13 protein-coding genes are annotated in these 19,587 nt (G+C 68.0%); 9 read left to right on the top strand and 4 right to left on the bottom strand.

All coding sequences use genetic code 11. The features are described from left to right. Positions 1–70: 70 nt before the first annotated feature. The 9 genes from NMD1_RS00990 (at position 71) to NMD1_RS00950 (ending at position 10,639) form a co-directional block, all read left to right on the top strand. Positions 71–1,597 carry an aldehyde dehydrogenase (NADP(+)) gene (locus NMD1_RS00990; RefSeq protein ID WP_125953238.1) on the top strand — a complete coding sequence of 509 codons (1,527 nt, stop codon included), beginning with the start codon at positions 71–73 and terminating at the stop codon, positions 1,595–1,597. 23 nt (positions 1,598–1,620) lie between these two features. After that, positions 1,621–2,622 carry an AraD1 family protein gene (gene araD1 / locus NMD1_RS00985; RefSeq protein ID WP_125953237.1) on the top strand — a complete coding sequence of 334 codons (1,002 nt, stop codon included), beginning with the start codon at positions 1,621–1,623 and terminating at the stop codon, positions 2,620–2,622. A gap of 4 nt (positions 2,623–2,626) precedes the next feature. Then, on the top strand, positions 2,627–3,553 hold the full coding sequence (locus NMD1_RS00980; RefSeq protein WP_125953236.1) for a Gfo/Idh/MocA family protein: 927 nt from the start codon (positions 2,627–2,629) through the stop codon (positions 3,551–3,553). A 164-nt stretch (positions 3,554–3,717) separates the two neighbouring features. Continuing rightward, a complete protein-coding gene (locus NMD1_RS00975; protein WP_125953235.1) occupies positions 3,718–4,830 on the top strand; it encodes a glycoside hydrolase family 43 protein in 1,113 nt (370 codons plus the stop codon). A gap of 6 nt (positions 4,831–4,836) precedes the next feature. Continuing rightward, positions 4,837–6,285 (top strand): xylulokinase, encoded by a 1,449-nt coding sequence (xylB, locus tag NMD1_RS00970; protein WP_125953234.1) that lies wholly within the window; start codon positions 4,837–4,839, stop codon positions 6,283–6,285. A gap of 7 nt (positions 6,286–6,292) precedes the next feature. Further along, on the top strand, positions 6,293–7,600 hold the full coding sequence (gene xylA, locus NMD1_RS00965) for a xylose isomerase (RefSeq protein ID WP_125953233.1): 1,308 nt from the start codon (positions 6,293–6,295) through the stop codon (positions 7,598–7,600). Between the two features lie 40 nt (positions 7,601–7,640). After that, entirely contained in the window at positions 7,641–8,342 is a 702-nt protein-coding gene (locus tag NMD1_RS00960) for an acetylxylan esterase (protein ID WP_125953232.1), read from the top strand. A gap of 11 nt (positions 8,343–8,353) precedes the next feature. After that, positions 8,354–9,799 (top strand): family 43 glycosylhydrolase, encoded by a 1,446-nt coding sequence (locus NMD1_RS00955; RefSeq protein ID WP_125953231.1) that lies wholly within the window; start codon positions 8,354–8,356, stop codon positions 9,797–9,799. A 99-nt stretch (positions 9,800–9,898) separates the two neighbouring features. Beyond that, the gene (locus tag NMD1_RS00950; protein WP_124808874.1) at positions 9,899–10,639 is read left to right on the top strand and encodes a FadR/GntR family transcriptional regulator; all 741 of its coding nucleotides are present in this window, start codon (positions 9,899–9,901) and stop codon (positions 10,637–10,639) included. A gap of 3 nt (positions 10,640–10,642) precedes the next feature. Here NMD1_RS00950 and NMD1_RS00945 read toward each other — a convergent pair whose 3' ends face one another. From NMD1_RS00945 to NMD1_RS00930, 4 genes are all read right to left on the bottom strand, one after another. Continuing rightward, positions 10,643–12,154, bottom strand: a complete 1,512-nt coding sequence (locus NMD1_RS00945; RefSeq protein ID WP_125953230.1) for a glycosyl hydrolase family 8 — start codon at positions 12,152–12,154, stop codon at positions 10,643–10,645. Beyond that, a complete protein-coding gene (locus NMD1_RS00940) occupies positions 12,151–14,814 on the bottom strand; it encodes a glycoside hydrolase family 3 C-terminal domain-containing protein (protein WP_125953747.1) in 2,664 nt (887 codons plus the stop codon). Before NMD1_RS00940 ends, NMD1_RS00945 begins: the two co-directional genes overlap by 4 nt. Before the next feature lie 73 nt (positions 14,815–14,887). Beyond that, on the bottom strand, positions 14,888–16,450 hold the full coding sequence (locus tag NMD1_RS00935) for a tryptophan halogenase family protein (protein WP_125953229.1): 1,563 nt from the start codon (positions 16,448–16,450) through the stop codon (positions 14,888–14,890). Between the two features lie 79 nt (positions 16,451–16,529). Further along, positions 16,530–19,451 (bottom strand): TonB-dependent receptor, encoded by a 2,922-nt coding sequence (locus NMD1_RS00930; protein ID WP_125953228.1) that lies wholly within the window; start codon positions 19,449–19,451, stop codon positions 16,530–16,532. Positions 19,452–19,587 lie beyond the last annotated feature (136 nt).

Raw genomic sequence — 19,587 nt, 5'->3', positions numbered from 1 at the left:
TTTGCGGAACGCGCCACCGGTTGCGTTCCGGCACCTCTGGCAATATGTCAGAGTAAATCAGGAGATTCCCATGACCGAATTCCGCTCCGTGGCTGCCGCCACGGGTGAGCCGACCGGCCCTGCCTTCCCCATCGATGGCCCGGCCGAAGTCGATGCCGCCTGCGCCGCCGCCGCCGCCGCCTTCGATACCTACCGCGCCACCGGGCGCGAGGAGCGCGCCGCGTTTCTGGAAGCCATCGCGGCGGAGATCCTGGCCATCGGCGACGAGCTGATCGAAGCCGCCATGGAGGAATCCGGACTGCCCCGCGCCCGTCTGGAAGGCGAACGCGGCCGCACCGTGGGCCAGCTGCGCCTGTTCGCCGATGTCGTGCGCAAGGGCGCGTGGCAGCAGTTGCGCATCGATCCCGCCCTGCCCGATCGCCAGCCGCTGCCCCGCCCGGACCTGCGGCTGCGCATGATCCCGGTCGGCCCGGTCGCGGTATTCGGCGCGTCGAACTTCCCGTTGGCCTTCTCGACCGCCGGGGGCGATACCGCCTCGGCGCTCGCCGCCGGATGCCCGGTCGTGGTCAAGGGCCACCCCGCCCATCCGCGCACCGGCGCGCTCGTGGCCGCCGCCATCACCCGCGCGGTGGCCGCCTCCGGCCTGCCCGCCGGCGTGTTCGGCCATCTGGTTGGCCCCTCGAACGATCTCGGCGCCGCGCTGGTGCAGGACCCGCGCATCACCGCCGTGGGCTTCACCGGATCGCGCGGGGGCGGCCTCGCGCTCGTGCGCCTCGCCCAGAGCCGCGACGTGCCGATCCCGGTCTATGCCGAAATGTCGAGCATCAACCCGGTCCTGCTCCTGCCCGAAGCGCTGAAGGCGCGGGGGAGCGCGCTCGGTGCGGCCTTCATCGGTTCGCTGACGATGGGTGCCGGCCAGTTCTGCACCAACCCCGGCCTCATCCTCGCGATCGAGGGCGAAGGGCTCGACGCCTTCCTGGCCGCCGCCACCGAGACGACCCGTGCTGCCGCCGCCCAGACCATGCTGACCGGCGGCATCTGCAAGGCCTACCAGTCCGGCGTCGCCGCGCTTGAGGCCACGCCCGGCGTCGAGAAGCTGGCCGAGGGCCTGGCCGGCGCAGCGATGCAGGGCCACGCCGCGCTGTTCCGCACCACCGCCGCAGCCTTCCTCGCCGAAAAGGCGATGGGGCACGAGGTGTTCGGCGCATCCTCGATCGTGGTCGTCTGCCGCGACGAGGCAGAACTCGTCTCCGTGGTCAAGGGGCTGGAAGGCCAGCTGACCGCCACGCTCCACCTGGATGCCGCCGACGAGGCGCTGGCCACGCGCCTGCTGCCGGTGCTGGAAGCGAAAGTCGGGCGCATCCTCGCCAACGGCTGGCCCACCGGCGTCGAGGTCTGCCATGCCATGGTCCACGGCGGCCCCTTCCCCGCCACGTCCGACCCGCGCACCACCTCGGTCGGCAGCCTGGCGATCGACCGGTTCCTGCGCCCGGTCAGCTACCAGAACCTCAGCCCGGCGGTGCTTCCGCCCGAGTTGCGCGATGAGGCGCGCGGCGATGGCGCGCCCCGCCTGATCGACGGCACGCTGACGCTCTGAACGCCGGACGGGAGATTTCATCCATGGCACTCCGCCTCCTGCAGCACCGCGCCGGCGACGGCACGCGCCGCGTCATCCTCGCCGATGGCGATGTGGCCCGTGTCCTCGAAGGCGTGGCGCGCACCACCGACCTGGCGCATCGCGCAATCGCGGCCGGCACCACGCTGGCCGTGGAGGCGCGGAAGTGCCCGGCCGGGCCGGCGATCGATCTCGCCGCCGAGTTCGAAGCGGGCCACTTCCTCGCGCCCATCGATCACGAAGACCCGGCGCACCTTGCGCTTACCGGCACCGGCCTTACCCACCTCGGCTCGGCTGAAGGGCGCGACAAGATGCACCGCGAAGCAGCCGCCGCCGCGCACCAGACCGATTCCATGCGCATGTTCCTGGAAGGGCTGGAAGGCGGCAAGCCCGCCGGGGACGGCGTGGGCCAGCAACCCGAATGGTTCTACAAGGGCGATGGCAGCCAGCTTGTCGGCCCCGGCGAACCGCTGGACATGCCGGCTTTCGCGCAGGATGGCGGCGAGGAGCCGGAACTGGCCGGGATCTACCTGATCGGCCCCGACGGCACGCCGTTCCGCCTCGGCTTCGCGCTGGCCAACGAGTTTTCCGACCACGTGACCGAGCGGCACAATTACCTCTGGCTCGCCCATTCCAAGCTGCGCCGCGCGGCGCTTGGCCCCGAATTGCTGATCGACGCCGCGCCGACGGACATTCGCGGCACCAGCCGCATCCTGCGCGATGGCAAGGTGCTGTGGGAAAAGCCGTTCCTGACCGGCGAGGACAACATGAGCCACAGCCTCGCCAATCTCGAACACCACCACTTCAAATACGACCTTTTCCGCCGCGCGGGCGACGTCCATGTCCATTTCTTCGGCACCGCCACGCTTTCGTTCAGCGATGCGGTGCGCACGCAGGTGGGCGACGTGTTCGAGATTGAGGCCGCGCCGTTCACCCTGCCCTGCCGCAATCCGCTGGCGCGGACGAGGGGCGACGCTTCGGTCCCGCTGAAGGTGCGGGTGCTCTAGCGCGATGGACCCGATCCGCATCGCCGTGGTCGGCGTGGGCAAGATCGCCCGCGACCAGCACTTGCCCGCCATCGCCGGCAACCGCGCGTTTGGTCTTGCCGCCACGGTCAGCCCGCACGATCCGGGCGTCGATGGCGTGCCGCATTTCGCCAGCCTCGACGAACTGCTGGCTGGCGGCCCCGCGGTCGATGCCGTGGCGCTCTGCACGCCGCCGCAGGTCCGTCATGATCTGGCGAGCACGGCGCTTGCGTGCGGCATCCATGTGTTCCTGGAAAAGCCGCCCGGCGCGACGCTGGCGGAAGTCGCCGCGCTGCACAGCCAGGCGGACAAGGTCGGCGCCACGCTGTTCGCCGCGTGGCATTCGCGCTTTGCCGCCGGCGTCGCCCCGGCGCGCGCCTGGCTGGCCGAGCGGCGGATCAAGCGCGTGGAGATCACCTGGCGGGAGGACGTGCGCGTCTGGCATCCGGGGCAGGCGTGGATCTGGGAGCCGGGCGGCCTGGGCGTGTTCGATCCCGGCATCAACGCGCTGTCGATCGTCACCCGCATCCTGCCGCGCCCGATCTTCCTTGAGGCGGCCACGCTGGAAATTCCCGCCAACCGCGCCGCGCCGATCGCCGCCGACCTGCATTTCCGCGATACCGGCAGCGCGATCGTCCACATGGACCTCGATTGGCGCCAGACCGGCCCGCAAAGCTGGGACATCGCGGTGGAAACCGATGCCGGCACGCTCCGGCTCTCCAGCGGCGGGGCGGTGCTGACCCTGCCTTCCGGCACCCAGCGCGACGAGGATCACGAATACCCCGGCCTCTACGCCCGCTTCGCCACGCTGATCCGCACCGGCCGCAGCGACGTGGATATCGATCCGCTGCGCCTGGTGGCGGACGCTTTCCTGCGCGGCACGCGCGTTGCGGTCGATCCGTTCGAGGATTGAGCGCGACGGCGGGGGACCGCCCCCGCGTCTCCACAATCGACTGGCACAACCCCACTGGCCCCAACCCCACATTTCAAATTGCCGTACCATTTAGGTAGCGCTATCATTACCCGAGCGATCATGCGAAAGGCCCGGGAAAACGGCCTGCAAGAGGATGTCCGACCATGAAGGCAAGAATCACCACCGCCGCGCTGTGCCTCGCCAGCGTCCTGGCCATCGCGGCCTGCACCAAAGCGGGCAACGCGGAGCAGCCCGGCAACGGCGGCGCGCCCGCCAGCGCGTTCCGCGATCAGCCGCTTGTCAGCGACATCTACACCGCCGATCCTTCCGCGCACGTGTTCGGCGGCAAGATCTACGTCTATCCCTCGCACGACATCGCCACGCCGACGCCAGACGACGACCTGGGCAACCAGTACGCCATGCGCGACTACCGCGTGCTTTCGATGGACAGGGTCGGCGGCAAGGTCACGGTCGGCCCGGTCGCGCTCGACGTGAAGGACGTGCCCTGGGCCTCGCAGCAGATGTGGGCGCCCGATGCCGCCTACAAGGACGGCACCTACTTCCTCTATTTCCCCGCGCGCGACAAATCGAAGGACCGGAACGGCCTGGGCGCCTTCCGCATTGGCGTGGCCACGTCGAACAGCCCGACCGGCCCGTTCGTGGCCGAGAAGGAGCCGATCCCCGGCTCGTTCTCGATGGACCCGGCGGTGTTCGTGGATGATGACGGCACCGCCTACATGTATTTCGGCGGAATCTGGGGCGGGCAGCTCCAGCGCTGGGCGACCGGCCAATACGACCCCAACGGATCGGACACCGATCTCAAGCAGGACGACAAGCCGGCGCTTTCGGGCAAGGTCGTCCGGATGAACCCCGACATGAAGACCTTTGCCGAGGCCCCGCGCGACGCGGTGATCCTGGGCGAGGACGGCAAGCCGGTGACCGGCGGCGACCACGAACGCCGCTTCTTCGAAGCCTCGTGGGTCTTCCGCAAGGACGGCAAGTATTACTACACCTATTCCACCGGCGACACGCACTTCCTCAACTATGCCATCGGCACCAGCCCCTATGGCCCGTTCCGCTATGCCGGCCATATCCTGAAGCCGGTGCAGGGCTGGACCACGCACCATTCGATCATCCAGCACGACGGCAAGTGGTGGCTGTTCTACGCCGACACCCAGCTTTCCAACAAGAACCACCTGCGCAACGTCAAGGTGACGGAGCTGACCTTCAACCCCGACGGCACGATCCGGACGATCGATCCGATGAAGGCGAAGTAACCACCCATGTTCCTTGGCATCGATGTCGGAACGAGCTGCGTGAAGGCGGTGGTCACCGCCGCGAGCGGCGAGGTGCTGGCGCAAAGCAGCGCCGACCTTTCCGTGGCGCGCCCCCAGCCGCTGTGGTCCGAACAGGCCCCGGCCGACTGGGTGGAGGCGGCGCACAAGGCGGTGCTCGGCATCAATACCGCGCTGCGCGGCGGCGTGCAGGCGGTGGGCCTTGCCGGGCAGATGCATGGCGCCACCCTGCTCGGTTCGGACGACCGGCCGCTGCGCCCGGCGATCCTGTGGAACGACGGCCGCAGCTTCGCCGAATGCGCCGCGCTGGAAGCGGACGAGCCGCGCACGCGCGCGATCACCGGCAACATCGCCATGCCCGGCTTCACCGCGCCCAAGCTCGCCTGGGTCCGCAAGCACGAACCCGATGTCTTCGCCGCCACGCGGACCGTGCTGCTGCCCAAGGACTACGTGCGCCTTGCCCTCACCGGCGAGAAGGCCAGCGACATGTCGGATTCAGCCGGAACGCTGTGGCTCGACGTGGCCGGGCGCGTCTGGTCAGGGGAAATGCTGACCGCCACCGGCCTCGACGAACGCCACATGCCGCGCCTCCACGAAGGCCCGGACGTGACCGGCGTGTTGCGCGAGGATGTTGCGCGCGATTGGGGCATGGGCCGCGTGCCGGTGGTCGCGGGCGCTGGCGACAACGCGGCGGGCGCGCTGGGCGTGGGCGTGCTGGACGATGGCCAGGGCATGCTCTCGCTCGGCACATCGGGCGTCATCTTCGTCGCCAACGCGGCATTCCGGCCCAATCCGGCGCAAGCCGTCCACGCGTTCTGCCATGCGCTGCCCGGCGTGTGGCACCAGATGAGCGTGCACCTGTCCGCCGCCTCGTGCATCGATTGGGCCGCGCGCGCCTGCAACGTGCCGGGGCCGGCCGAATTCTTCGCGCTGGCCGAACAAGCCGGCGCGGCCAGTGGCGGCGAATTGTTCCTGCCCTATCTTTCCGGCGAACGCACGCCGCACAACGATCCGCACATTCGCGCCGCGTTTCTCGGCCTTGGCAACGAAAGCACCACACCGCGCCTGGCCGCCGCCGTGCTCGAAGGCGTGGCCTTCGCCCATGCCGACGGGATCGACGCGCTGCGCGGAGCCGGCACGCGGATCGAGGAACTGTGCGTGATCGGCGGCGGCTCGCGCTCGGCGCACTGGGGCCGCATCCTCTCCAGCGTGCTCGGCGTCCGCCTGGTCTATCTGCACGGCGGCGAAGTCGGCCCCGCGCTGGGCGGCGCGCGCCTGGCGCAGATGGCCGCCACCGGCGCCAGCGCCGCCGAAGTCTGTACCCGTCCCCCCGTTCGCGCGGTGATCGAACCCGATCCCGATCTCGCCGCCCGCCTTGCGCCGAAGCGGGAACGCTTCCGCGCCGCCTATCGGGCGCTCAGCGCCATCAAGGAGTAAGCCTGCAATGTCCGCTGCCTATTTCGACGCATTCGACACCGTCCGCTACGAAGGCCCCGACAGCGCCAACGACTTCGCCTATCGCTGGTACGACAAGGACCGCGTGGTCTTCGGCAAGCGCATGGAGGATTACCTGCGCTTTGCCGTGTGCATGTGGCACACCTTCTGTTGGCCGGGCAGCGACGTGTTCGGCGCGGGCACCTTCGACCGCCCCTGGCTCAATGGCCCGCAGGATGAAGCCGCCGCGCGCGCCAAGCGCGAGGCGGCCCTCGCCTTCGTCGAAAAGCTCGACCTGCCGTTCTACTGCTTCCACGATGTGGACGTGATGGCGCCGGCCGAAAGCATCGGCGAATTCCGCGCCAGCTTCGCCCGCGCGGTCGATCATCTGGAGGAACTGCAAGCCGCGCATGGCCGCAGGCTGCTGTGGGGCACGGCCAACCTGTTCGGCCACCCGCGCTATCTGGCGGGCGCGGCCACGTCGCCCCGCCCCGAAGTCTATGCCTGGGGCGCGAGCCAGGTGCGCGACGCGCTGGAAGCGACGCACCGCCTGGGCGGCGCCAACTACGTCCTGTGGGGCGGCCGCGAAGGCTATGACACGATCCTCAACACCGACCTCGCTATCGAGCAGGAAAATTTCGGCCGGTTCCTCAGCCTGGTGGTCGAACACAAGCACAAGATCGGCTTTGCCGGCACCATCCTGATCGAGCCCAAGCCGCACGAGCCGACCAAACACCAGTACGATTTCGATACGCAGACGGTGTACGGCTTCCTCAAGCGCTTCGGCCTTGAGAACGAGGTCAAGGTCAACATCGAGGCCAACCACGCCACGCTTTCGGGCCATACCTTCGAACACGAAATCGCCATGGCGCGCGCGCTGGGCATTTTCGGCTCGATCGACGCTAACCGCGGCGATCCGCAGAACGGGTGGGATACCGACCAGTTTCCCAACTCGGTCGAGGAACTGACGCTGGCCTGCATCGAGATCGAGCGCGCCGGCGGCTTCACAGATGGCGGCTTCAACTTCGATGCCAAGGTGCGCCGCCAGTCGGTCGACGCGGCGGACCTGTTCCACGGCCACATCGGCGGTGTCGACGTGATCGCCAAGGCCCTGCTGCGCGCCGAGGCGATCATCACCGATGGCCGCATCGATGCCTTCCGCGCCGAGCGCTACGCCGGATGGAACGGCGAACTGGGACAGGCGATCAAGGGCGCGAGCCTTGCCGAAATCGCCGATCTCGCCGTGGCGCGCGATCTGGCTCCCAAGCCGGTTTCGGGCCGGCAGGAATGGCTGGAGAACATGCTCAACCGCTTCTGACGGCGATTGTCGGACGGGGTTACGTGGCTGGGGAGAGGTGATGATGCACAAGGCCCGCGTTCTTGGGGCAGCGTTCGCGCTGCTCGCCGCCAGCGCCGTGCCGGTGGCGGCGCGCGCGGCGCCGCCGCTGGCGCCCCACTTCACCCCTGCGACGGCGGGGAGCGTCGCGCCTGATGCCGATGGCTTCATCCGGCGCTGGCTGCTGCTGGAACCGATCGCCAAGCCCAACCGCACCAACCAGCTGTTCACCAGCACCTATGTCCGCGCGGCCTTCGCCGCGGACCGTCCGGCCGGGCTTGGTACCGGCTCTGGCCAGGCACTGCCGCGCGATGGCCAGACCATAGCGCACAAGGGCGCTTCGCTCACCTGGCACGCGCTCGATGCCACGCCGTGGGACGTCAAGCTATTCGGCTTCGCCCAGGCCTATGGCAAGCCGACCTACGGCGTGATCTTCTGGGCAGTGACGGTGATCGACGCCCCGCGCGACATTCCCGATGCGCATCTTGCCGCCGGTTCCAATTCCGCCTCGGTCTGGTGGCTCAACGGCGCGGAGACGGCCGCGCTGTTCGGCGACCGCCGCATGGTGATGGACGATGTCGTCTCGCCCGCCGTCGGCCTGAAGAAGGGCCGCAACGTGCTGGTCGGGGCGGTGATCAACGGACCCGGCCTCAGCGATTTCTGCGTCCGCTTCGTCGATGGCAAAGGCCAGCCGATCCGCGATCTTGCGGTGCGCGCGCAGTGAGGGGAATGCCGATGAAGCGCCACGTGTTCGCCGCCGCCCTCGCTCTCGTGCCGGCAGCGGTGCTCGCGCAGAGCAACCCCGTCGCCCAGCTGGAGGGCGAACCCTATATCCACGATCCCTCGACCATCGTGGAATCGGATGGCAAGTTCTACACGTTCGGCACGTTCGGCGGCGGGCTTGTCTCCAGCGACGGCTGGACCTGGAAGAGCGGCCCGGTGCGCCCCGGCGGCGGCGTCGCGCCCGACGTCATCAAGCTGGGCGACCGCTATTTCGTCGCCTGGGCCGTGGGCGGCGGCGGCATGAACGGCGGGCACAAGAGCGACGTCCGGATCATGTGGACGAAATCGCTCGATCCGGCCTCGAAGGATTTCGCCTTTCACGAGGTCGGCACGGTCGCCTCCAGCGACGGGGTGGAACTGCACGACGCCATCGATCCGGCGTTCCTGCTGGCCGAAGGGCGGCTGTGGCTGAGCTACGGCACCTATTTCGGCACGATCCGCATGATCGAGCTTGATCCCAGGACCGCCGAGCGCCTGCCGGAGAACCAGCCGGTCGATGTGGCGATCGACATGGAAGCCACCGCGCTGCTGTACCGCGATGGCTGGTACTATCTGCTGGGCACCCACGGCACCTGCTGCGACGGCCCCAATTCCACCTACAACATCCGCGTCGGCCGCGCGCGCAGTCCGCTGGGGCCGTATCTCGACAACTTCGGCGTGCCGCTGCTCAAGGGCGGTGGCAAGCTCGTCTGGGGGTCGAACGGGCGCGGCATGGGCGCGGGCCACTTCGGGCTGGTGGACCTTGGCGACGGGGTGGAGAAGTTCTCGTTCCACTACGAGGCGGACATGGACCGCGCCGGACGCAGCGTGCTGGCGATCCTTCCGCTCACCTGGAAGAACGGCTGGCCCGTGGGGCAGGAAAACCTGCGCCCCGGGACTTACGAGATCCAGTCCGAGCGCGGCGGCGCACTGCAACTGGCGGTGGATGAGGTGCGGCTGCCGTTCAAATGGACCGGCTTCGGACCGCCCAAGGAACCGCTGGTGCCGGTGCCCGACCAGACACTCGACCAGAACCGCGCGACCTGGCCGGCCGGGCCGATCCCGGTCGACATGGGCGATTACATGGTGCGGCCGCACCAGCACTGGACGATCGAGCCGGTGGCCGGCGCCGGCGGCTGGTTCGGCGCGCCCTATGTGCGGATCGTGATCGCCGGCACCAGCCGCGCGCTGGCGGCGACGCCGGCGGGCGATGTCGTGGCCGTGCCCGCCTTCACCGGCGCGCCCGAACAGCTCTGGCGGATCGACCAGCTTGCCGACGGCGCCTTCCGGATCATCCCGAAGTCCACGCCCGATCCGTTCAGGCCCCTCGCGCTGTCCGCCGTGGGCGCCAGCACGCCGCGCCTTGTCCGCTTCGATCCGGCTTCCGATGCGGGCAAGTGGACATTCCGCCGGCCCTGATCCGAAAGGACTGACAGATCGCACCGGCGCCCGGCATCATCGAACCGCTGGACTTTGGCGGAATTGCGCCCAAATAGGGGGAAGGGCAAGGAGTGGAACGTGTCGCGAAGCAAGGAACCGGTCGGGGACGGGATCGACAGGTCTGACAAATCGCTGCGGCTGCATGGCAGCATCGCGCGTGACCTTGGCATCGCCATCGTCACCGGCAAGTACCCGCCGGGCCACGTGCTGACCAGCGAAGTCGATTTTGCCGAGCGCAACCACATCTCGCGCACCGCCTATCGCGAGGCGATCCGCATCCTCGCCGCCAAGGGTCTGGTCGAAAGCCGCCCCAAGGCGGGCACCAAGATCACCGACCCCTCGCGCTGGCACATTCTCGATCCTGACGTGCTGGCCTGGACCTTCGAGGGCGAACCCAGCCGGGCGGCAATCGACGACCTGTTCGAGCTGCGCCTGATCATCGAGCCGGCCGCCGCCGAGATCGCCGCCACGCGCCGCACCGGGGCGCAACTGGCGCAGATGGGCCATGCGCTGGAGGAAATGGCCAAGCACACGCTCGCTTCCCCGCTGGGGCAGGCGGCGGACCAGGCCTTTCATTCCACGCTGCTGAAGGCCACCGGCAACATGGCGCTGATCTCGCTGGCCAGCACGATTTCGGCGGCCGTGCGGTGGACCACGATCTACAAGCAGCGCAAGCGCAAGCTGCCGCGCGATCCCCTGCCCGATCACCGCGTGCTGTTCGATGCCGTGGCCGATGGCGATGGCCCGGCCGCGCGCGCGGCAATGCAGACGCTGATCGAACTGGCCCTGGCCGATATCGACGCGCCCGCGCGCGCCTGATAGCTACCGCACCGGCGGCGTGATGATCCGGTACTCCCCGGCAAGGTGCATCATGCTCATGAGGTAGAGCATGCCGTCGAAATAACGCTGCTCGCCTTCGGGCATCGGCGTGTCCCACAGCTCCTTGACGAAGGCGCGCGCCAGCGGCTCGGGCGTGCCCGCCAGCCCGGCCACGGCCGTGGCCGCCACCATTCCCGGCGAATGGCGCTGTGACAGAGGCTTGCCGTCCAGCGTGTAGCGATCGGCGAAGCGATCGATCCCCTCGCCCGCCAGGAACGTCTGGATCGCGGTGCTCAGCGCTTTCTGGCGCGGGTCCTTGCCCCACCAGTTGGCATCGACCGACCAGTTGCTGGCGGTGCGCCAGCTGTCGTAGCCGAACGGATAGGGCTCGCCCGTGCCCGTCGTCATGGTGCTGCCGTCGAAATAGCTGTGATCGGGGGCCAGGCCGGTGCGCGCGTTCGTCACGCGCACGAAGTAATCGCGGCTGACGTCGGCGGCCGTCGCCCAGAACGCGCGATCCGCCTCCGGCCCCCAGCGCGCCCACAGTTCGTAGAACGCGGGCAGGTGGTAGGACGCGTCCGACCCCGGATAGCCCACGTCCGCCACGAAGCGGATCATCGCGTGGCTTTCCTCCATCATCGGCCCCACCGCATGGGGCTTGGGCGCGGGATCGCGCCATGGCGGCGGAGGCGTCTTGCCCTGCGCCGCCAGCGCCGCAGCCTCGGCCCGGTTGTTGATGCTGGGCCAGGGGCGATCCGGCTGCACGAACGGCGCGTCTTCGGGGTGGATGCGGAACGGCGGCGTCCCGGTCATCACCGCGCGATGGCGCATGGCGGTCAGGATGCGGTCGGCTTCGGCCTTGTAGTCGTAGATGCCGGTGCCGTTGCCCCAGCGGTTCGCCGCGAAATAGAGCGCCATGGCGAAGAATTCCTCGCCATCGGGCGCGGCCCCGGTGCTGCGCGCGCTGCCATCGGTGCCCATCGACCACGCGAAGTAGCCATAGGAAGGATTGGCCGGGTCGGTGACCTGCATGTAAGTCTTCGCCCAGTTCCACAGCGCGTCGAACTCGCGCTTGTGGCCCAGCTGGACGGCGATCATCATGCCATAGCTCATGCCTTCCGACCGGGCATCGTTGTTCGCCCAGTCGGTAACGTAGGCCAGCGTGCCGTTGGCGTTGGCGCCGGTTTCGAAATAGAGCCGCTGCTCCTGCCCGTCGCCATGGAAATAGGCGCGCCACGTCGTCTCGATCCGCGCCTTCACCTCTTCGCGCGGCACCCCGAGCAGTTCGCTGAACAGATTGCGGTAGGTGCCCGTGGCATAGGCGCCCTTGCCCTCGCCGGGATGCCGCGTCACCTTCCACAGCGGCGCTTCCTGATGCCGGGTGAAGGCAACGCCCGGCGGCGCGGTGGACGCCTCGGTAACCTGCGCCTTCTTCGCCGGCTGTGCGGCCGCGGGCGAAGCCGCCGGCAGCACAAGGACCGCGACCGTCAGGCCAAGGAGCGCGAATCCCCTCACTTCGGCAGATCCACCACGCGATCGACGGTGAACGCGGTTTCCGTGCCCGGCAAGCCGCTGTCCGGCTGCCCGCCGCCCAGGTTCAGGCGGTAGGCCCCGGCGAAGACCTGCCGCACGCCATCTGGCCGCACCGCCGAAAGGTCGCGCGGCGAAAGTTCCAGCGTCACCGCCTTGCTCTCGCCCGGCTTCAGCGCCACCCGCTGCAACCCGCGCAGGGCCACGCGCGGCGCGCCCGGCTGATCGGGGAAACGCAGGTAGGCCTGCACCACTTCCTCGCCCTCGCGCGCGCCGGTGTTGGTGACCTGCGCGGTCACGCGGATGCCGTTCGCGGTGCTGCCGTCCACCGGCTCCACCCGCGCGGGTCCATAGCCGAACGTGGTGTAGCTCAGGCCGTAGCCGAAGCCATAGACCGGCTTGCCGGTGAAGTAGCGGTAGGTCCGCCCCGCCATCGCATAGTTGGTGAAGGCCGGCAGGTCCGCCGTGTCCTTGTAGAAGGTCAGCGGCAGGCGGCCCGAGGGGTTGACCTTGCCCGAGAGCGCGTTGGCCACGGCCAAACCGCCCGCCTGCCCGGGATACCACGCCTCCACCAGTGCATCGGCATTGTCCCTGGCCCATGACAAGTCGATCGGGCTGCCGTTCATCGTCACCACGACCAGAGGCTTGCCCAGCGTGCGTGCGCGGATCAGCAGTTCGCGCTGGTCCATCGGCAGTTCCAGCCCGGTCTTGTCGCCGCCGTCGAAGCCTTCGATCTTGAGCGGCATTTCCTCGCCCTCCAGATCGGAGGTCAGTCCGACCACCGCCACCAGCACGTCCGCGTCGGCCGCGCCCCGCGCCAGATCGCCCCAGGGATCGTGGGTGATGCGCTTCCAGAACAGGCCCGGCCCCGCCGCGCCGCCGCCTTCCAGATCGAAGTGCAGCGGATAGCGCTCGCCCTTCTTCAGCTCGGCCTCGACATACTTGGGCGCTTCGCCCCACAACGAATAGTGATCCGACCTGACAACCGGCTTTCCGCCGATTTCCAGCGCGCCTTTCACCCCGGTCACGCCCAGCTTGTAGAGGCCGCTTTCCGGCGCGACGAAGAAGCCGTCCCACACCACCTTGTGCGCGTCGGAAACCTCTTTCAGCTGCATCGCGCTGCTCTGGAGATTGGCCTCGATCCGCGTGACCACCGGCCTGGCGGAGAAAGTCCGTTCGCCGCGGGGCTTCGCGGGATCGATCGCGTTGTAATAGACCGCGCGCAATCCGGGCTGGCCATCGGGCGTCAGGAAATTGCCGTCGGTGACGAGATCGCCGTCGGTGATCGACGGGGCGAACGGCACCAGCGTGACCTTCGCTTCGGGCATGGCCCGGCGCAGACCGTCGACCACCGAGATCGGCGGCGCCGAATTGGGCGAGGAATAGTTGCCGCGCAGCACGCGCGTGGCATCGCCCAGCGGCCCGATCACCGCGACGCGCACGCCGGGCTTGAGCGGCAGGACGCCGTTGTTCTTGAGCAGGACAAGGCTTTTTTCGGCCGCCTTGAGCGAAAGGTCCCATCCCTCGCGCGTGCCCACCGCGCTCACCGGCGTGGCGTTGGGCTTGCGCGCGGCGATCCCGCGCAGGTCGCCATTCCGGTAGCGGGCCGAGAACAGGCGCACCAGCACGCGGTCGATGTCGCTATCGGTCAGGTATCCGGCCTTGAGCGCCGCCTTGTAGCGGTCCGCCAGACCGGGGGCCTCGCCGATCGTGCCGGTGTGGCATTCGTTGTCCACGCCCGCCAGCAGGCCCGCCGCGACGCCCGATGCGGCATCGGGCGCGTACTTGTGACGGTCGTAGATATCGACCACCGCGTCGCAATCCGAAACGACATAGCCCTTGAAGCCCCACGCGCCGCGCAGCCGGTCCTTCAGCAGCAGGTCGCTGGCGCAGGCCGGCTGACCATCGACGCGGTTGTAGGCGCACATGATCGATCCGGCCTTGCCCTCCACGATCGCGGCGCGGAAGGCAGGCAGGTAGGTATCTTCCAGATCATGGCGCGAGACCATGATGTTGTCGGTGTGGCGTGTCGGCTCCGGCCCGGAATGGACCGCGAAGTGCTTGGGCGTGGCGATCACTTCGGGCAGGTCCGGGTTCGGGCCCTGGATGCCCTGCACATAGGCGACGCCCAGCCGGGCCGTCAGGAACGGGTCCTCGCCATAGGTTTCCTGCCCCCGCCCCCAGCGCGGATCGCGGAAGATGTTGATGTTGGGCGCCCAGGTATCGAGCCCAGTACCGATCTTGCCGAGATGCCCGGTCTGGCGCGCCAGCGTGTGCAGCCCCTGCAACTCGGTGCTGATCACGCGCGCCACGTCGTGCACCAGCGGCGGATCGAACGTGGCGGCAAGGCCGATGGACTGCGGGAAGTTCGTGGTCGGCACCGCGCCGCCCGCCCCGTGCAGGCTCTCGGTCCACCAGTTGTAGGCGGGAATGCCCAGCCGCGGGATTGCCGGCGCGACGTTGAGCAGCTGTTCGACCTTTTCGTCGACCGTCATCTTCGCGACCAGCGCCGAGGCCGCGCGATCGGCTTCGGTCCATGCCTCGGGCGCCGCCGAAGCGGCCTCCCGCGCCTGGGCTGGCGTGATAGTTAGCGCTACCAGACTTGCGGCGGCGAGCAGCGAGCGCGCATGATGGCGCGCGGGCATCGAACTCTCGATCACGAAGATGTCCTCTCTGGTCTTCTGGCCGGGTCGCACCCCGGCCGGCGTTCAAGCGTGGTCACACGGGCTGAAGGCCATATTCCACGATGCGGTTGATCAGGTCGCGGTGACGCGGCAGGGCCGTCAGCATCCGCGTGGTGATATCGGCGTTCTGCCCTCTCGCCCGCCGGGCATCGCGCACCTCAGGTTCCAGCGCGCGGGCGGAAACCTCGGAGCGGAAGCCCATGCCATAGAGCACGTACTGGTAGGAGGCCGAAGGGAACACCTCGTCCACCCGGTCGAACTCCTCGTGCAGGTAGGGTGGCTGCCAGCGCCACAGCGCCAGCAGTTCGCGCAGGCGTTCGGGGATCGTCGCCGGATCCATGTTGTCGCGCCAGAAGGCGGTGTCGCGGCGCTGGCTCAGTACATAGTGCAGCTTGAGGAAATCGATGATCCGCCCCCAGCGGTACAGCGTCTTCTCGTTGTAGCGCCGGGCGACGATGTCCATGACCTCGCGCGCCGGCGGCATCTGTTCGGCGATCATCTTCGCCGAAAGCTCGATCAGCACGATCGCCGAGGCCTCCAGCGGCTCGAGAAAGCCCGCCGCCAGCCCCACCGCCACGCAGTTGCCCTTCCAGAACAATTCGCGGTGGCCCGAACGGATATCGATCTTGCGCACGGCAAGGCTGTCGGCGGCCGGGCCGATATAGGCGCGCAGCTCGGCTTCGGCCTGTTCGCGGCTGATATGCCGGCTTGAATAGACGTGGCCGACGCCGCGCCGGGTCGGCAGACCGATGTCCCAGATCCAGCCCGCCGATTGCGCGGTGGAGATGGTGTGCGTGGCGATCGGCGCGTCCGGGTCGGGATAGGGCACCTGCACGGCCAGCGCGGTATCGCAGAACAGCACGTCGTTGCAGTCGCGGAAGCCCACGCCCATCGTCTCGCCCAGCAGCAGGCTGCGCATGCCGGTGCAATCGATGAACAGGTCGCCGGCGATCTCGCCCGCCTGCTCGGTCACGATCGCGCGGATGTCACCGCTCTCGTCCTGCAGCACCTGGCGCATATCGGCTAGCACGTGGCGCACGCCCAGCTTTTCGGTGCAGTGCCGCTGCATGAACGGCGCGAACTTGCCGGCGTCGAGATGATAGGCGTAATTGGCCTGCCCCTCGAACTCGGCATCGGCCATGGTCTTGGGTGCCAGGTTCTCGTCGCAGATGCGGCCCTGCGGGCATACCGCATCGCAGAACGTCTCGTCCGCGTCCTCATCTTCGACCAGCGTTCCCGCCAGCCAGTGCGGCGCGAGGTTCAGTTGCCCGAAGCGTTGGGGCAGCACCAGCGGGTGGTAATAGGCATCGTCCTCGGCGCCGGTGGTCCATTTGGCGAAGAGCGCGCCCTGCTTGAAGGCGGCATCGCATTCGCGGAAGAAATCGGTTTCGGAAATGCCGACGCTTTTCAGCGTGGAGCGCAGGGTCGGCCACGTCCCCTCGCCCACGCCGATGATCGGCACGTTGGGGGATTCGACCAGGGTAACGGAAAAGTCGTGCCCGATGCGCGGGCGATGCTTGGCGGCAATGATCGCCGCAGTCAGCCATCCGGCGGTCCCGCCGCCGACAATCACGACATCGCGCACTGCACGCACCATCCGCGTCCTGCCCCGTTGTTCGAACGACTATTGGTGGTGACGGCGCCGGCATGAGAACCGGCGCCGCCGCCACACCGCATCAGTAGTTGAAACGGGCGCCGAAGACAAAGCGGCGACCGTAGGACCAGGTATCGAGCGGCATGTTCGAGAACCGGCCATAGGTGCTGTAGGTCGAGTTGTTGAGGTTGGTGCCTTCGAAGAAGACCGAGACCTGCTTGGTCAGCTGGTAGCTGGCGCTGGCGTCGATCTGGAACTGGCGGTTCACGTTCACCGGTTCCGCGCCGAACGTGCCACCCTGGGTCTGGCCCAGGCTGAGCAGGTACTTGTCGCGCCAGTTGCCGGCGAGGCGAACCTCCAGCCCGTTCTTGTCGTAGAACGCGATCAGGTTGGCCGAATTGGCCAGCCCGGTGATCGCGAAGGCCGAACCCGAGATGTCGCTCGTGTCGAACGTGCGGTTGGTGCTGACCAGCGTGGCGTTGGCGTTGAAGCCGAAGCCGGTTTCGCCGAACACGTGCTGCCAGGCGATTTCCACGCCGCGCACCACGCCTTCCGGCCCGTTGACCTTGCCGTTCACCTGGAACTGCGCGGCCTGGCCGGTGAACGGATCGGTCACCCCGTTGATCGTCTGGGTGCGCACGCCGCCGACGATGAAGTTCGAGATGAACTTCATGAAGCCGTTGACCGCAAAGTACGAGTTGGAGCCGTAGTAGTATTCGGCGCCCAGATCGAGGTTATCGGCCAGGTAGGGCTTGAGGTTGGCATTGCCACCCGATGCCGCGAGGCTGCCCTTGCGCAGCGTACCCAGAGTGATCGTGGGGCTGAGGTCGTTCAGCACCGGCCGGGTCAGGGTGCGCGAAGCGTCGAAGCGCAGCTGCAGCTTCGGCGTCACTTCCAGCTTCACGTCCAGGCTCGGCAAGACGTAGTTGTAGCTCGTCTCGCGGGTGATGAGCTGGTCGGGGGTATAGGAGCCCACCGAGATCAGCGTCGGGTCGGTTGGGACCGTCACCAGCGTCACCGGGTTGCGACCAATCGCGCCCGAGGTCAGCTTGGTGTACTCGTCACGCACGCCGGCGCTGATGTGGATCGGCATGTTGCCGACCATGCTGTCGAAGTTGATGCGCAGATAGCCGGCAAAGGTCCGTTCGCGCACATTCAGCACGCTGGCCGGATCGAACGCGGGCGCAGTCGTGCCGCCACCGGTCGCTTCGAGAGCGCGATAGACCGCCACCGGATCGTAGGCGATGATCGCGGGCGCCAGGTTGCCCTTGTAGCCGGGGATGAAGTTGGCGGTGCTGATCGTGCCCTGGTAGATGCTGCTGGGCAACGGCGCCACCGCGCCGGTGCGGCCCGACGGCGCGCCATAGCCGCCGTAACGGAAGAACGTGCCATTGACGAACGGGCTCTGGTTTTCCTTGTGGAACTTGTTTTCCTGATAGCTCGCGCCGAAGTGGATCTTGATCGCGTCGCTTTCGTACTTGCCCGAAATCTTGATCTGCTTGACCAGATCCGTGTAATAATTGGGGAATCCCGCGATCACGTGGCTGCCGATCAGCGACGGGTCGGTGAACTTCCCGACGTTGCCGTTCGGGCCGACGTCGTGGATGCTCGGCAGATAGCCCGAGCTGGGGCCGCCGATGGTGACGCCGGTGTTGGCGCCCAGCACTGTCGAATAGCGGGTGCACGAGGTCGGCGGCGTGGTCGGCCCCGCGCCGGCCGGATAGGTACAGCCGGTCGAGAGGAACCCGCCGTTCGGATCGGCGTTGGTGCCGCCATAGCCGATGTCCATGGCGTTGGCGTACCCGTTCTTGCCGGGGTTCAGGACCGAGCGCGAGAGCGAGGCATCGACATCGAAGCTCAGTTCGTCAGTCGCTTCCCACTTCAGGTTGCCGCCCACCATGTAAGTCTGGTTGATGTCCCGCGCGAGGTTGGCGTTGAAGTCCATCGGCGTGCCGAACTGGTTGAAGTCCACCACGGTGCCGTTGCTGTCCTGCTTCACGTTGCGCAGGTCATCGCCGTTAAACCACGCGCCGTAACCGTAAGTCGCGGTGTGCAGCGTCTGGCGGGTGAAATTGCCGTCCAGGGTCACCAGCACCTTGTCGCTGGGGCGCCACTGGTAGGCCAGGCGGCCGTCGATGCGCTCGTCCTTGGTATTGACCTGGTTAGCGCCCAGCTGCTGCGGGAACCAGCCCAGCACATTCTTCTTGGCGGGCGTGAAGTCGCTGGTCTGGCACGCGGGCTGCGACTGGCACTGATAGAAGTAGTTGCCGATCCAGCCGGGGATGAAGACCTGGTTGGAGGTCGTGTCCGAACGCTTGTACGCGACATAGGCCAGGATGCCCATGGTATCGTCGGCAAAGGTCGTGCTGGCCAGCGCTGCGCCAGAGGGGACGACCCGGCCGCTGCGGTCCTGCACCGAACCCGATGCCTTCAGCGCCAGCTTGGTGCCGTTGCTGTCGAAGGGCTTGGGCAGCGCGACGTTGATCGTCGCGCCGATCGCGCTGTTGCCGAGTTCGACGTCGGGCGTCTTGTAGACCGAAATGTTCTGGACGAAGTCCGAACCGATCGTGGTGAAATCCACCGCGCGGTTGCCCGATGCGGTCGACAGGTGGCGGCCGTCGAACTGGGTATCGTTGAAATCGCCGCCGAAGCCGCGCACGGTCACGCCGTTGGCTTCGCCGCGCGCGCCCGACCGCTGGATCGAGATGCCGGGCAGGCGCTGCAACGCGTCGGCCACGTTGGCATCGGGGAACTTGCCGATGTCCTCGGCGGAAATCGCGTCGACCACGCCGGAGGCGCTCCGCTTGATTTCCATGTTGCGCTGGAGCGAACCGCGGATGCCGGTAACGATGATTTCGGAGCCTGGCTCATTGCTGACCTCGGCATCGGCCGGGCTTGCGCTTTCGGCCGGCGCCTGCTGCGCCACCGCCGGCATGGCGATCGCGAGCGCGATGGCGCCCGACGCCCCGCCCAGCAGGAACCGCGAATTGATTGAAGTCCTCATACCCTCTCCACTGCTCTGTCTGACGGCCCCCCCGCCCGGGAAGGAGACGACATCGCTCGCACCGTTCACTGCCTCCCGAACGGGCCGAAACGGGGAGCTCCAGGGTCGCTGAGGACAACGCCGTGCAACTGCGGTT

It is taken from the genome of Novosphingobium sp. MD-1, assembly GCF_001014975.1.
Classification (GTDB): domain Bacteria; phylum Pseudomonadota; class Alphaproteobacteria; order Sphingomonadales; family Sphingomonadaceae; genus Novosphingobium.
This window is presented reverse-complemented; position numbering and strand designations above follow the sequence as displayed.